The 13,835-nt window shown below is 69.5% G+C and carries 9 protein-coding genes and 1 tRNA gene; 3 read left to right on the forward strand and 7 right to left on the reverse strand.

Annotated features, from left to right (window positions below):
* Positions 1-3: 3 nt before the first annotated feature.
* Genes VHD82_RS21785 through VHD82_RS21795 form a run of 3 tightly spaced genes read right to left on the reverse strand, consistent with a single transcriptional unit; the run spans position 4 to position 3,714 of the window.
* Positions 4-1,239, reverse strand: coding sequence for a cytochrome P450 (locus VHD82_RS21785; RefSeq protein ID WP_325706790.1), 1,236 nt, complete (start codon positions 1,237-1,239; stop codon positions 4-6).
* Positions 1,236-2,588, reverse strand: a complete 1,353-nt coding sequence (locus VHD82_RS21790) for a phenylacetate--CoA ligase family protein (RefSeq protein ID WP_325706793.1) — start codon at positions 2,586-2,588, stop codon at positions 1,236-1,238. The genes VHD82_RS21785 and VHD82_RS21790 overlap by 4 nt, the downstream gene beginning before the upstream one ends.
* A gap of 22 nt (positions 2,589-2,610) precedes the next feature.
* Positions 2,611-3,714 (reverse strand): LLM class flavin-dependent oxidoreductase, encoded by a 1,104-nt coding sequence (locus VHD82_RS21795; protein WP_325706796.1) that lies wholly within the window; start codon positions 3,712-3,714, stop codon positions 2,611-2,613.
* Positions 3,715-3,928: 214 nt separating this feature from the next.
* Here VHD82_RS21795 and VHD82_RS21800 point away from each other — a divergent pair, with 214 nt between their 5' ends.
* Together VHD82_RS21800 and VHD82_RS21805 are read left to right on the forward strand one after the other, a co-directional pair.
* On the forward strand, positions 3,929-8,686 hold the full coding sequence (locus VHD82_RS21800) for a protein kinase domain-containing protein (RefSeq protein WP_325706799.1): 4,758 nt from the start codon (positions 3,929-3,931) through the stop codon (positions 8,684-8,686).
* Positions 8,679-9,326, forward strand: coding sequence for a response regulator transcription factor (locus VHD82_RS21805; protein WP_325706802.1), 648 nt, complete (start codon positions 8,679-8,681; stop codon positions 9,324-9,326). Before VHD82_RS21800 ends, VHD82_RS21805 begins: the two co-directional genes overlap by 8 nt.
* A gap of 307 nt (positions 9,327-9,633) precedes the next feature.
* Here VHD82_RS21805 and VHD82_RS21810 read toward each other — a convergent pair whose 3' ends face one another.
* The 3 genes from VHD82_RS21810 to VHD82_RS21820 all read right to left on the reverse strand — a co-directional run bounded on the left by VHD82_RS21810 (position 9,634) and on the right by VHD82_RS21820 (position 11,875).
* Positions 9,634-9,942 (reverse strand): hypothetical protein, encoded by a 309-nt coding sequence (locus VHD82_RS21810; protein WP_325706805.1) that lies wholly within the window; start codon positions 9,940-9,942, stop codon positions 9,634-9,636.
* A gap of 518 nt (positions 9,943-10,460) precedes the next feature.
* A complete protein-coding gene (locus tag VHD82_RS21815) occupies positions 10,461-11,684 on the reverse strand; it encodes an FAD/NAD(P)-binding oxidoreductase (RefSeq protein WP_325706807.1) in 1,224 nt (407 codons plus the stop codon).
* Positions 11,681-11,875 carry a ferredoxin gene (locus VHD82_RS21820; RefSeq protein WP_325706809.1) on the reverse strand — a complete coding sequence of 65 codons (195 nt, stop codon included), beginning with the start codon at positions 11,873-11,875 and terminating at the stop codon, positions 11,681-11,683. Before VHD82_RS21820 ends, VHD82_RS21815 begins: the two co-directional genes overlap by 4 nt.
* Positions 11,876-12,345: 470 nt before the next feature.
* On the opposite strand from VHD82_RS21820, the gene VHD82_RS21825 reads away from it, so the two are divergent.
* Positions 12,346-12,663 carry an enoyl-CoA hydratase-related protein gene (locus tag VHD82_RS21825; RefSeq protein ID WP_325706828.1) on the forward strand — a complete coding sequence of 106 codons (318 nt, stop codon included), beginning with the start codon at positions 12,346-12,348 and terminating at the stop codon, positions 12,661-12,663.
* A gap of 1,034 nt (positions 12,664-13,697) precedes the next feature.
* On the opposite strand, the gene VHD82_RS21830 is transcribed toward VHD82_RS21825, so the two are convergent.
* Positions 13,698-13,770, reverse strand: a tRNA-Ala gene (locus VHD82_RS21830).
* Positions 13,771-13,835 lie beyond the last annotated feature (65 nt).

Below are 13,835 nucleotides of genomic sequence, written 5' to 3' on the forward strand. Positions count from 1 at the left end.
TCGTCACTCCGAAGATCCTTCGTTGTGCAGCCAGAGCTCCTGCAGCCCACGGGTCAACAACACCTGCTGCCACCGCAGCTGACGATCGGCCAGCCGCACCCCCGGCAAGCCCGCCACCAGGGCAGGGACCGCGATGCTCGCCTCCAGCCGGGCGAGGGCTGATCCGAGGCAGAAGTGCGGCCCGAACCCGAAGGCGACGTGGGGATTCTCCGCCCGATCGAGTCGGAGCACGTCGGGGTCGTCGAAGACGTCCGGGTCGTGGTTGGCCGCCGCTAGGAGGAGAAAGACCCGCTGGCCCTTGCGCAGGGTCTCCCCCGCGAACTCGGTGTCCTCGCGCATGATCCGGACCACAGCCTTGCCCGGCCCGTCGTACCGCAGGAACTCCTCGACAGCCTGTCGCGGCGCGATCCGGCCGTCGCGCAGGGCTGCCAGCTGCTCGGGGTGCCGGAGGAGGGCGAGCATGGAGTTGGCGATCAGGTTCGCTGTGGTCTCGTGTCCTCCGAAGAGGAGCAGCGTGCACGTGGCGACGACCTCGGCCTCGGACAGGCTCCCACCATCGTCCCGCGCGGCGAGCAGGGCCGAGATCAGGTTGTCGGCCGGCTCCCCCTCGAATCGACGGATCAGGCCGGTGAAATACGCGACCAGCGCATCCATCGCCGAGGTAGCCCTGTTGTAGCGCTCCGGGTCGTCGAGGCCCGCCGACACCAGCGGGGCTACGTCCTCCGTCCAGTGCTTGAAGGTGTCCCGGTCCTCGGGCGGCACACCCAGCATCTCGGCGATGATGATCGCCGGCAGGGGGAACGCGAACTCGGCAACGAGGTCGAACTCCTCCCCCATCGGAATGCCCGCCAGCAACTCGGCGCTCAGCGCAGCGACCCGCTCCTGCATCTTCGCCACCGCACGGGGAGTGAACGCTCGCCGAACCAGGTTGCGCAGCCGCATGTGACTCGGCTCGTCCTGGAACACCATCCAATGCCGGAGCACCTCGAAGGCCTGCCGCAGCAGCGGGTCGGTGTCCGGTGCGGACAGCTTGCGTTCGATGAACGGGGCGATCCGGTCCGAGGAGAAGCGGTCGTCGCGCAGCGCGGCGGACACGTACTCGTGCCGGGTGATCAGCCAAGACCGGTACTTCGGGTCCCAGTAGACCGGCCGTTCACTGCGCAGCGGCGCGAACGCTCCGTACGGGTCCCGGATGGCTTCCTCGCCCATGATGTCGATCTGAGGTGTCGCGGCGGTCATGAGGCGGTCTCCCGGGGCCGCTCGTCGATCACTCGGCGTGCCTTCAGCACCGCCCGTTCGAAGGTGTCGGGCTCGACCAGGGTCACCGGGATCCGGATCAGGCAACGGTGTTTGAGCTCGTCGGCGACCCGCTTGCGCAGCCGTTCCCGGTCTTCGGCGGATCCGTTGAAGTCCGGTGAGATCTCGGCTTCGACGGCGATCTCGTCCAAGTTGCCCTTCCGGAACACCCGGATGCGGAACTCGAGGCCGAGACCGTCGACCCCCCGCAAGGCGTGCTCGATGCCGGAGGGGAACACGTTCGCCCCTCGGATGACGAGCATGTCGTCCGCCCGGCCGAGCAGCCCGCGCGGCATCCGCGGGTAAGTGCGTCCACACGGGCACGGCTCGGAACTCATGAAGCTCCGGTCGTTCGAGGCGAACCGGATCATGGGCTGGGAGATCCGCCACAGGTGGGTGTAGACGATGTTGCCGACCTCGCCCTCCGGCATCAGGCCCGCTGGGTCCTCGGGGTGGACGATCTCCGTCCACACCTCGTCGTTGTAGACGTGCGTGCCGTACATCCGGTCGCATTCGGCGTTCGTGACGAACGGGAACATCTCCGAGGTGGTCCCGGCGTCGCACACCGTGGTGAGACCCCAGGTTTCCAGCAGCTTCCTGCGGGTCGAGGGGATGGAACCGCCGGGCTCTCCGCCGGAGAGGAACACCCGCAACGGCGAGGCCGCGGTGTCGTAACCGAGCTCCTGGGCGACCTCGGCCATGTGCAGCATGTAGGACGGCGTGCCCTCGAGCACGGTGCAGCCCATCTTGTAGATCATCTCGATGTGCCTGCGCGTGTCCGCGGCACCCATCGGGAGCACGGTCGCGCCGACCGACTCCGCGGCGTACAGCATCGCCCAGCCTCCGAAGAAGAGACCGAACGGGAAGGCGAAGTGCACTATGTCGTCAGGGCGGACCCCCGATGCCCAGTGCGTCATCGCGAAGATCTCCCGGGCGTGGTCCCAGTCCTGCTTCGCGACGCCGTACATCGTCGGGGTGCCCGAGGTTCCGCTCGACCCGTGGATGTGCCAGATGTCCGAGCGCTCGATGCCGAGGTAGGACCCGAACGGCGGGTGTTCCGCCTGGTCCGCCACCAGCATCTTCTTCGTGATGACGGGGCATCGTTTCGTGAAGTCGTCGAACGTGCGCACCTGGTCCGGGTGGAAGCCGTGGGCGTCCCAGTGCCGGCGGTAGAACGGCAGCGTGTAGGCCCGAGCCAGCTGCTTCTGCAGCTGGGCCAGGGAGGCGGCCTCACGCTCGGCCGGATCACGCAACTCGCGATCCGGGTTCCAGTACGGTGACGTGGTGGGCATCGGGGGTGTCCTTTGTGGCCGGTTAGACAGTGGCGGGCGACGCGGCGAGCTCGGCGGAGCGCCTGTTCACCTCGGGGATGACCTCCTCGGAGATCAGCCGCAGGCTCTCCTTGACGTCCTTGTAGTCCATGCCGCCGAACGAGACGAGCAGCATCTGCCGGTACTCCCCGCACAGCCTGCGGCGCTCGAGCAGGGTCTCGACCATCTGTTCTGGGGAGCCCTTCAGCTGCAGGCCGTAGAAGGCCTCGAACCCGGCCTCGCGGCCGTACTCGCGCAGCATGTCCGCGCCGGACTGGTAGGACGAGTAGGTCGAGGTGTTGCCGAAGTGCTTCCCGTCGAACTCGTAGTGGTCGACCATCGCCGAGTAGAAGCGCGACAGGTAGTGCCGCATGTGCGAGTCGGCGACCTCCGGGTCGGAGTGGCAGTAGGCGAAGTCGAGCAGAGTGGGCGGCGGCGGCTCGGTGCCCTGAACCTCGCGGTAGCGGGCCCGCCAGGTGTCGAACTGGGCTGCCTGTTGCTCGATCGGGTACTGGTAGTTGAAGCACATCAGGCCGCCGCCGATCTCGGCCATCGCCACCGTCGACTCCGGGGACATCGCGATCGTGAACAGGCGGTCGCGGAAGCTGCGGGACGGCTTCGGGAAGATCTCCCGGCGGGGCTGGCTGAAGTGCTTGCCCTCGTGCTCGATCACGCCGCTGTCCAGGCCGTCAATCAGCATCTGCGCCGCCTCGGAGAACCGCTCGCGCGAGTCGTCCAGGTCGACTTTGAAGCCCTCGTACTCCACGCGGGCCAGACCGCGGCCTACGCCCAGCTGCAGCCGGCCGTCCGACAACGAGTCGAGGATGCTGATCCGCTCGGCGAGCCGCAGCGGGTCGCGATGCCAGGGCAGGATGATCGCCCCGGTACCGAGCTGGATGCGGCTGGTCCGCGCGGCGAGATAGGTCAGTGCCTGCAGTGGGTCGGGCGACTCGCAGTACGGCCGGTCGAAGTGGTGCTCCGGGACCCAGACGGAGTCGTAGCCGAGCTCCTCGACGTGCTCACCGAGGTCCATCTCGGCCTTCCAGAGCTCGTCATCGGACAGCGCGGACCCCGCATTGGCGAAGAGCAACAGGATTCCGAAGTGCATCAGCACACCTCTCTGTGTGTGTGGCGGAGGTTCGATCGGCCGGACAGCCAGCCGGAACGGTGATAAGCGTGACGGCCTCCACTGGAGGGGCCAACCGGGGCGACTACGGCACCTGACGGCCTTCGATGTCCGGGGAAACCACGGACGTGGCGAGCGCCACAGTCACGTATAGTGGCGGCCGAGATCACAGGCGATCCGGCCGAGGAGGCGGTCCGTGCAGTCCACCTCTCCGGCGACAAACGGCCTGATCCGCACGCTCCTCAAACAGACCGACACAGTCGAGACGCTTCTCGTCGAGGACCCGAAGACGGGAACCGCCGTCGTGGTGAAGCTGCTCGACGCGACCGTGGTTCCAGAGGCTGCGCGGGTGCGCCTCGCACAGGACTCCGCGCTCCTGCGGCGACTTGATCTCCCGGGGGTCCTCCCGCCCACGGACGTCGCGGTGGCCGATGGCAAGGTGCGTGTCGTCTCGCCCTACGTCGCGGGAACACCGCTGCGCGAACGACTGAACGAGGGCCCGCTGAGCCTGGAGGAGGCAGTGAACCTGGCCCGTCAGGTGCTGGCTTCGCTCACAGGCGTCCATGCTGCCGGGTTGGTGCACCGCGACGTCCGGCCGGAGAACGTGGTGCTCGACGAGGCCGACGGGGGGCTCGCGAGTGCGGTCGTGGACTTCGGCTCCGCGCTCGCCACGCCGGGAAGCGGGCCCGACGCGGGCCCGGTCCCGACCGGGCTGCGTTACATGGCGCCCGAGCTCGCAGGGGTGCTCGACCGTCCCGTGGACGGCAGAGCCGACCTCTACGCGGTGGGCATCATGCTGTTCGAGTGTCTGGCGGGCGCCCCGCCCTTCGACGGACCCGAACTCCGGGACGTGCTCCGCCAGCACCTGTGCACGCCGCTGCCACCACTACGGACGCTGGGGATCGTGGTGCCCCATGCATTCGACAAGATCCTCCGCCGGCTCACCCACAAGGATCCGGACGACCGCTACCAGTCGGCCGATGCTGCGCTCGCGGATCTCGTTGCCCTGCAGGACGCGCTGCATCGCGGCGTCGGCGAGCCCGAAGTGGCCGTCGGATCCCGGGACTGCAGGCGCACTGTCACCGAGCCCGCCATCACCGGGCGGGAGACCGAGCTGTCCACCCTGCTCGGCGCGCTCGCAGATGCGGGTGCGGGCACGAGCGGGATGGTGATCCTGGAGGCGGAGTCCGGCGGAGGCAAGTCTCGGGTACTCGACGAGCTGGCCAGGCGCGCGACCTCGTCCGGCGCGTGGGTACTGCGCGGCCACGGGGTGGAGCTCACGGCCCAGCACCCGCTCCAGATGCTGGTCGGGGTGGCCGCGGGCATCCAGGCCCGGCCGGACCGGGTGCCTGATCTGGTGGCGCGGCTCGGCGACGCGGTCGGGCCACTGCGCCAAGCCCTGCCCGAGCTGGCCGACGTGCTTCCACCGGCCGACATCCCGCCGCCTCTCAGCGAGGCCCGGTCCCGCGCCCGCAGCGTCGCCGCGCTGGTGACGTTGCTCGACTCGCTCGGTTCCGCGGAGCACCCTGCCCTCGTCGCGCTCGACGACTGTCAGTGGGCCGACGAGCTCACCCTGGAGGTGTTGCAGGCGTGGGCCGCACGGGCACCGGACGAACACCTGGGCCACGCTCTCGTGGTGCTGGCCGCGCGGCCTGGCGAGGGCGCGACCGCACGCCTGGTGGCTGGACTGCCCAGGGCGCGCAGGCTGGCCCTGCCCGCGATGAGCTCGCAGCAGGTGCAGACGATGATCGCGTCGATGGCGGGCGTCGTGCCGGCCCCGGCCGTCAAGGTCATCGACGAGCTGTCCCGGGGAAATCCCTTGATGGTATCCGCCCTGGTCCGAGGGCTGGTCGAGTCGGGAGCGCTGACACCGGACCGCGCCGGCTGGCGCTTCACCCCACCCACGGACGGATGGCGGGCCTCACGCGGAGCGGCGGCCGTGCTCGCCCAGCGCCTCGCCCTGCTCACTCCCGCCACCCGACGCCTGCTCGCGGCGGGCGCAGTGCTTGGCCGGACATTCGACCTCGGGCTGGCTGCGTTGCTGGCGGAAGTGACATCCGAGGCGGACACGATCGTCCAGCAGGCCGTGGCCCGGCACCTGATCTGGCGGCACCCGGACGGGCGGTGCACGTTCGCCCACGACCGGCTGCGTGAGAGCGTGCTGGCCGACCAGGACTCGGACGTCCTCGCCTCCTTACACCGCCGCGCTGCACAACACATCGAGGCGGCCAGCTCATCCCGTGCCTTCGAGATCGCCTTCCACTACGACGCGGCCGGCGCTCCTGAGCATGCGCTCGGATATGCCCTGCAATCCGCGGCAGCCGCGCGGAAGCGGCACGACCTGGAGCTGGCCGAGCGGCAATACCGCATCGCCGAGCGCGGCGCCCGCGAAGCGCAGGCCGGGATCCGCTCCCACGTCGCCGAGGCGCTGGGCCAGATCCTCATCCTGCGCGGCCGCTACGACGAGGCCGCGGCACGATTCGAGTTCGCCCTGTCGCTCGCCGAGGACGACCTCGCGATCGCCCGGCTCGAGGGCCAGCTGGGCGAGGTCCTGTTCCGTACCGACGACCTGGAATCCTCCGTCCGGCACAGCGAGTCCGGGTTGCGCGTGCTTGGCGAGCACATTCCGGCAGGCACCGTTCAAGTCGCGCTAGCACTGCTGGGCGAGACGGTCCGGCGGCTGAGCAGCGGCGGGCTGCGCCGGCGGCGATCGCAGGACCCGGCCGGGCCTCGTGAACGGGACCTGGTCCGCTCCCGGCTCTACACCCAGCTGCAGTACCCACGCTGGTTCCACAGCCGGCGGCTGGATGTGCTGTGGTTGATGCTGCGACAGGTCAACGTCGCCGAACGATGCCCGGACAACCCTGAGTTGGCTCACTCCTACGGGGTCTGGGGCGGGGCGATGACCGTCACCTTCCCGTTCCTCGCTCACACTGGACTGCGCTACGTCGACCGGTCTCGCGATCTCAGCCGGGACAAACACGACCCGCGGGGCGAGGGACACGCCGCGAGCATGCGGACCTGCGTGCTGCTCGGCTCGGCACGCTACACGGAGGGCGCGCGGGCCGGAGCGCGGGCCGCCGAGCTGTTGCAGCAGTTCGGGGACCGCTGGGAGGTGAACTTCGCCTCCCGCAACCGCGCTGTGTGCCTCTACCGGTCGGGCAAGCTGCGGGAAGCGGTCGAGGAGGCGCGTGCCGTGTATCGGGATGCGGCCGCCATCGGGGACGCGAACGCCGAGGTCACAGCTTTGGAAGTGATCGCAAAGGCCACCGGGGGCCAGGTCACGGCGGAGCAGACCGCGCGTGCGCTTCAGCTGCGTGGATCCGACCTCGAGGTGACAGTGGGCGCTGCCGTGGCCGAGGCACTGAGACTGCGCCGCCTTGGCCGGGCGGACGACGCGGTCGCCTGCCTGGCCGAGGCCGCTGCCCAGGTCGGGCGAACCTGGCCCACCAGCACCTATCTGGTGCCGGTCTACTCCTGGCTGGCGACGCTGCTCCGAGAGCTGGCCGAGGGGTCGATGTTGCCCGCAGCTCGCCGCCGGGCGTTGCGGCGGGCTCGGCGCGCGGTCCGGCGGGCGCTGCGGCATGCACGGCTGTTTCCGGGTGAGCGGCCGCACGCCTACCGCGAGGCGGCGCTCGTCGCGGCGCTGCGCGGACGATCGAGGCGTGCCCGCCACTATGCCGACCGGTGCGCCGCCGTCGTACTCGAGCAGGAGGCCTGGGCGGAGCTGGCTGAGCTGCGCACGCAGTGCGCGAGGCTGGAGCTGCCGGGGCCCGCGACTGCGGGTCCCGAGCTCCCGATCCTCGCTGGACGCAACCTCGTCGAGCCGCCCACGGTGGGGCTCGCCGAGCGGTTCGCCTCGCTGCTCGAGAGCGGTGCCAGACTGGCGTCCGCAGCCTCACCACAGGCCGTCAGCGACGCGGTGCGGCAGGCGGCGACCACGCTGCTGCGCGCAGACCTCTGCCTCGTCGGCGGGCTCGGATGCGCCGAGGGCGATTGGCCATGGGCGGACGGCGCCGCCGCGTCCGACGCGATCCGGGCCGTCATCGCGCGCGCCGCGGCTCGACGAGGTCCGATCACGATGAGCGAGCCGTTCGACGCCGACCACGACATCGGTGACGGCTTGGTGCTGGCGGGCGTCCGGTCCCTTCTCTGTGCCCCTGTCCTGGTCCGCGAGGAGGTCACCGGCTGGTTCCTCGTGGCCCACTCGCAGGTCGGCCAGCTCTTCGGCGAGGAGGAGAAGCGGCTGGCCGAGTTCATTGCCCGGCTCGCGGGCGCGGCGTCCGAACGGCAGTTGCTGCACCGTGAATCGCGGCTGCGCGTAATCGGCGCACAGGAGGCCGAGCGCGCCCGGATCGCCCGCGACCTGCACGACGAGCTCGGCCAGGCCCTCACCTCGATACTCCTGCAGGTCCGGACGGTGGAGGAATGCGCAGCCGCTCCGAACGCCGATCTCGGCGCCGCAGTCGTCACCCACGCCGGGGAGCTGCGCGACCTCGTTACCGCCGGGCTCCACACTGTCCGACGGCTGGCGTTCGACCTGCGGCCGACCGTGCTGGACGATCTCGGCCTGGTTGCGGCTTTGCGCCGGCTGGTGACTCTGGCCATGGAGGGCAGCACGGTGGTGCCTCGGCTCGAGGTGGTGGAGCTGGACGGCACCCGCCTGCCCTCCGACGTCGAGACGACCGCATACCGCATCGTGCAGGAGGGACTGACGAACGTCGCTCGACACTCGCAGGCCTCCGAATGCAGCGTCGTCGTGGCACGGGAGGGTGATGTCCTGCGCGTGGTGATCGAGGACGACGGCGTGGGATTCGAGACCGGCGGAACGACCGCGACCGGGCTGGGGCTACGTGGGATGACCGAGCGCGCCGAGCTGTTGGGAGGAGTACTGCGCGTGACCTCCGCACCCGGCGAGGGCACGACGATCGTGTTCGAGGTGCCCCTTGTCTGAGGCGTACCGGCTGCTGCTCTGCGACGATCACTCGATGATGCGGAGCGGCCTGCGCCGCATCCTCAGTGACGTCGCAGATGTGGTCGTGGTCGGTGAGACGGGGACCGTAGCGAAGGCCGTCGAGCTGGCCGGCATCGAGAAGCCGGACGTCGTCGTCATGGATCTCTCCTTGCCGGACCAGAGCGGCATCACCGCCATAGAGCAGATCCACAGGGAGAGTGCGCACAGCAAGGTGCTCGTGTTGACCATGCACGACGATGTCGCCTATCTGCGCGAGGCCCTCGCCGCCGGGGCAATCGGCTATCTCGTAAAGGTGGCGGCGGACACCGAGCTGGTCAGGGCCGTGCGGGCCGTCGCGAGCGGAACCACGTACGTCGACCCCACTCTGGTGACGGCCTTGGTGGACGGCAATGCGAGCTCCCAAAGCCGCGTGAAGGACCCACTCGCGGCGCTGTCCGAGCGTGAGCGCGACATCCTCCGGCATCTCGCGCTGGGGTACACCAATCCGGAGATGGCCACGAAGCTCACGCTCTCGGTGCGCACGGTGGAGACCTATCGCGCTCGGATCCAGCAGAAGCTCGGCCTGCGCTCCCGCGCCGACCTGGCGAGGCTGGCCAGGGAAGCCGGGCTCACGCGGTAGCGAACGGCGGACCGCGGCGCTCACATCCGGTGACCATCGCCGCCGGTCCTGAGGAGATCGGTGCAGGGTTGAACGCGAACACGGTGGCAAGGACGCAGCGGCCGGCACGGCTGTGATTCACGAATCTGTGATGACCAAAGGGAAGCAGCAGCCCGAAGTATGGGAAACGCCGCCTCGCGGAGACTGCGCGAACCCCGACGAGGGCGAGCATCCGCGTTCAGCGAGTAGGTCGCGGCCGTGATCGGGTCTTCGAAGTCGGTGCCACCGCCCGAAGAGGTGCTCGAGGAGCTCGATCATGTCGGTGATGTCATCGGGCTGTTCGGCGCGGAAGCGGGAGGGTAGCGACCTCATGAGCGCTGCTGAACAGGATGCCGATGAAGTCGCGGTCGGCCTGGCGGGCCTGGTTCAGGAGCGCAAGTGACCAGGCCTCCCGCTGGCCGTGCAGCGCACCCGAGCAGTCGAGGCCGCCGAGGAGGGTGCGCTGGGCGGTGAACTGTTCACCGACCGAGACGTAGCGCATCAGCAGGGCTTCGCCGACTCCGCTCGCGAAGCCGGAATCAGCCGGTTCGTGGAATTCAGCAGAACACCTCCTGCCTCTGTCGGAGACCCGCGGCAACTCGATGTCCGCAGCGTCCCCGGACAGGCAAACACCGTCAGTACGGTAGTTGCCACCCCTCAAACTGGGCACCGAGTGTCGCCCGGACAGGCACCGCCCGGGAGCCACCACTCGGTCATGTTCCGCATGCGGACGGAGTGGCTTGCCGCGGCCGAGTCGGTCGAGCGAGCACCTGATGGGTACATAGAAATGATCGACGCCTCGGCGAGGCGAGCCGCGCGAACACGGTTCCGGTGGCGACCCGCTTCGCGTCGATGCAGGGACCTGCGCACCCGGCGTCTCGAAGCGCCTGGCCCACGATGACGACGTCTCCGCGGGGTCGACCGAGATCACTGCGTCGGCATCGAGTCCGGTGATCCGCTGCGCCTGCGCGGTGAACAGCGTCGGACTGGCCAGCACCCCGTCTGCACGGGAGGACAGGGTAGCGAGCGGCCGGTAGAAGCTCGTCGTCCCCGCCAGAAGAGGGATACCTGTCTGGGCGAAGTCGACGAAGGGCGCGGCACCGGCCGGGCGCTGGACTACGTTCGGGCGGGCACACCGCCGCCCTCCAACCGACTACGCAGCTCCGTCAGGGTGCCGGACTGTGCGAGCGTCCGCCGCCCGGCCACCGTCACTCGCGGCCAGTTGACCGTGAGCAGCCCGGTCAGCAGGTCGTCGCCGTCGTGGAAGAGCACGGCGAACCGGTTGTCGGCCACCGATCCCAGCATCTCGTGCCGGCTGCCCGCGCCCATGCGGCCGGCGATCTGGATCTTCCAGTCGTACTGGTCGCTCCACACGTACTCGACCGGCGCATGCGGCGGCGAGTCCTCTGCACCACCGGCGAGGGCTCGCGCCACGACGACAGCCTGTTCAGCGGCGTTGGTCCAGTGCTCGACGCGGACCCAATCACCGTGGCGAGGATGCCACCAGCGGGCGACGTCACCCACCGCGAAGACGTCGTCGACGCCCTCGCACCTGCCCTGGCCGTCGCAGATCACGCCGTCGTCCAGCCGAACTCCGGAGGACGACAGCCAGGTGACCACCGGCTCGGCACCGATGCCGACGACTACGGTGGCCGCGTCAACGATCCTTCCGTCGGTGAGGATGGCGCGCAGCCCCTCGCCGTCGCGGTCGAGCCGCTCCACCGCCGCGCCGAACCGTGTCCTGACGCCGTTGCGGCGGTGCAGATCGGCGAAGTAGCCGCCGATCTCCTCGCTCAGCACACGGGACATCGGCGCGGGAAGGGGATCCACGAGCGTTACCGGGACGCCCTTGGCACGCGCGGTCGCCGCGACCTCGGCCCCGATGAAACCTGCGCCGACGACGAGGAGCGGACCACCGCGGTCGAGGTCCGCGCGCAGGGCGATGGCATCGTCGGCGGTGCGGACGACGTGCACACCTGGCATCGGCCACCATGGCGGACACTTGGCCTCCGCGCCCGTCGCGATCACGAGGCTGTCGTAGCCGATCCGCTTCCCTCCCGCGACGACCACCTCGTGTGCCACCGCATCAAGGGCCACCGCCTCCGTGCCAAGACGGACCTCGATTCCGAGCCGATCGGCTTCGGTGGGGCTGAGCAGCGTGAGGTCGTCGAGCGTCGCGGAGCCGGCCAGGAGGGCCTTCGAGAGCGGAGGCTTGTCGTAGGGCGCCCGGTCCTCCTTGACGAGGAGCACCACCCTCCCCGCATAGTCGGCCCCGCGCAGCGCCTGAGCGGTGCGGACGCCGCCCACGGAGCCCCCGACAATGACCGTGATCGGGCTCATGCGAGACCAGCGCTCTCGGGCTCCTCGGACATCGCCAGCGCGGCGCCCGAGCAGCTGCGAACCGCGGCCTCGACGCGAGTGTGTTGCTCGCTCGAGACCGTCGTGCCGGGGAGAACGACCATCCCGTCATCGTCCACGTCAAACGCGCTGTAACCCTGGCACAGCGTCGTGTCAGCCCGGACCAGCATCATGGCAACGGCCTCCCGGTGTCGGTGCAATCGGTATGCGTCGCCCTTCATGGTCGCGGCCGGGCGGGCCGCGGTGAACCGTAGAAACCCCGGCCAAGCAGGACCGCACTCGCTCGTAGTTTGTACGGACCAACCGCCGGCAGACGCCGGGTAGCGTTCGGGATTCAGCGACGGGGCGACACCTCGCAGACCAGGTCGTGTCCGTCCCCGGCGTCCAGGCGGTACGGAAGGTGGAGCCTGCCGACTTCTACGTCCACCTGGCGGCCGACCACAACCGAAGAGGACGATCACCGATGACCGAACCCCTCCGCGAGCGGACCCGCTGGACCGACGACGGCGGCCTCGCCCCCGCACCCTCGCACGTCCCGAGTCCGGCAACAGCCTCGACCTGGCGATGGCACAAGCGATCCGCGAGGCGTCCGAGCGGATCGCCGAGGGCGCCCACAACCGCAGCATCCGTGCCGCACTGATCGCTGCCGAAGGGACACGCCTTCTCCGTCGGCGGCGATCTCCACTATTTCGCCGACGCCGACGATCGTTCCGCCGCGGTGCAGGCCGTCGCCACGGACCTGCACGAAGCACTCGTCCGCCTGACGACCGCGCCGGTGCCCGTCGTCACCGCCATCCACGCGTTGGCGGCTGGCGGCGGGATCGGGCTCGCGTTGGCCGGCGACATCACGGTCGCGGGTTCCCAGACGAAGTTCCGCATGACCTACACCGCGGCCGGACTGTCCCCGACTGCGGGAAGTCCTGGCTCCTTCCGGCGCGCATCGGCCTGGCCCGGGCGCTGAACCTCACGATGACCAACCGCGTGGTCGGCGCCGAGGAAACAGCTCAGTGGGAATGGCCAGCCGGTTCGTCGACGACGTCGGTTAAGCCCGAGACGTGGCGCAGGACTGACCCGTGGTGCGGCCGAGACGCTCGCGCAATCCAAGCGCCTCCTGTGGTCGTTGGCGACCGTTGGCTTCCCCGGCCACCTCGATCACGATCGCGCGCCTGGTCGATGGCGCCGAAGGCCGCGAAGGGATCGTTGAGTTCCTCGCCAAGCGCAAGCCTCAGTTCCGATGACCGTCCAGGAACGAGCGCCGTCGCGCCTGACGCGCTCGCGGGCCTGGAGCACTATCCCTTCGAGGAACGGTCGCCGATGGAGTCGGCGGCGATGACCTGCGGAACAGGATTGGGCGTGCGGAGCGCCTCCTGAGCTGCTCGGCGCCCCAGGATCAGGTCCGGGTGGTGCACGTCGCCGGCACCGCAGGCAAGGGCTCGGTTTCGGTCTTCTTGTCCGCGATCCTGCGTGCCCACGGCTTCTCGGTGGGAACGTTCCTCACCGCACGTGTACTCCGTGGTGGAACGGTTCTAGCTCGACGGCCGGCCCGCGTCCGTCGCCGACGCCGTCGCCGCGGTCCGGAGCCACTGGCCTCGACCTTTCGCGTGGTCGACGAGTCGGCCTGATCACCGTGCGGGTCTGAGCTTGTGACCTGCTTTCCAGTCGTCGATGTGCGGTGTCGGGCCCACGGTCGATCGGGGTGACTTGTCGAGTTCCACTGGTCCGTGTGGTGTGTCGTCTCATTGGGCTGGTTTGCTGCTGGTCAGGTCGGCGCGGGGAGTGCGGCGAGCCGGGCGAGGGCAGCCTGGATCAGCTCAGCTCAGGGGGCGTGCCTGAGAGTCGGACAGCGGGCACCAGTCCTGACCCGATGCAGCAGCGGCACCGATCTCAGCATTTGCCCCGGCGTCCTGTGCCACAGGATCCCTGCTCAGGCACGGTCGAGCCGTCCTACGTAACGAAACCGACTCAACCCGGCCTCGTGTGTCCAAAATACGTCGGTGGAGCTGAGGGGAATCGAACCCCTGACCTTCTCGATGCGAACGAGACGCGCTACCAACTGCGCTACAGCCCCTTGGTGAAGCGTGGAAAGCATAGCAACCGCCCGAAAGGCGGTCGGAGAGGGGGTTACTCTCCGAC

This window comes from Amycolatopsis sp. (genome assembly GCF_035546795.1).
Lineage (GTDB): Bacteria > Actinomycetota > Actinomycetes > Mycobacteriales > Pseudonocardiaceae > Amycolatopsis_E.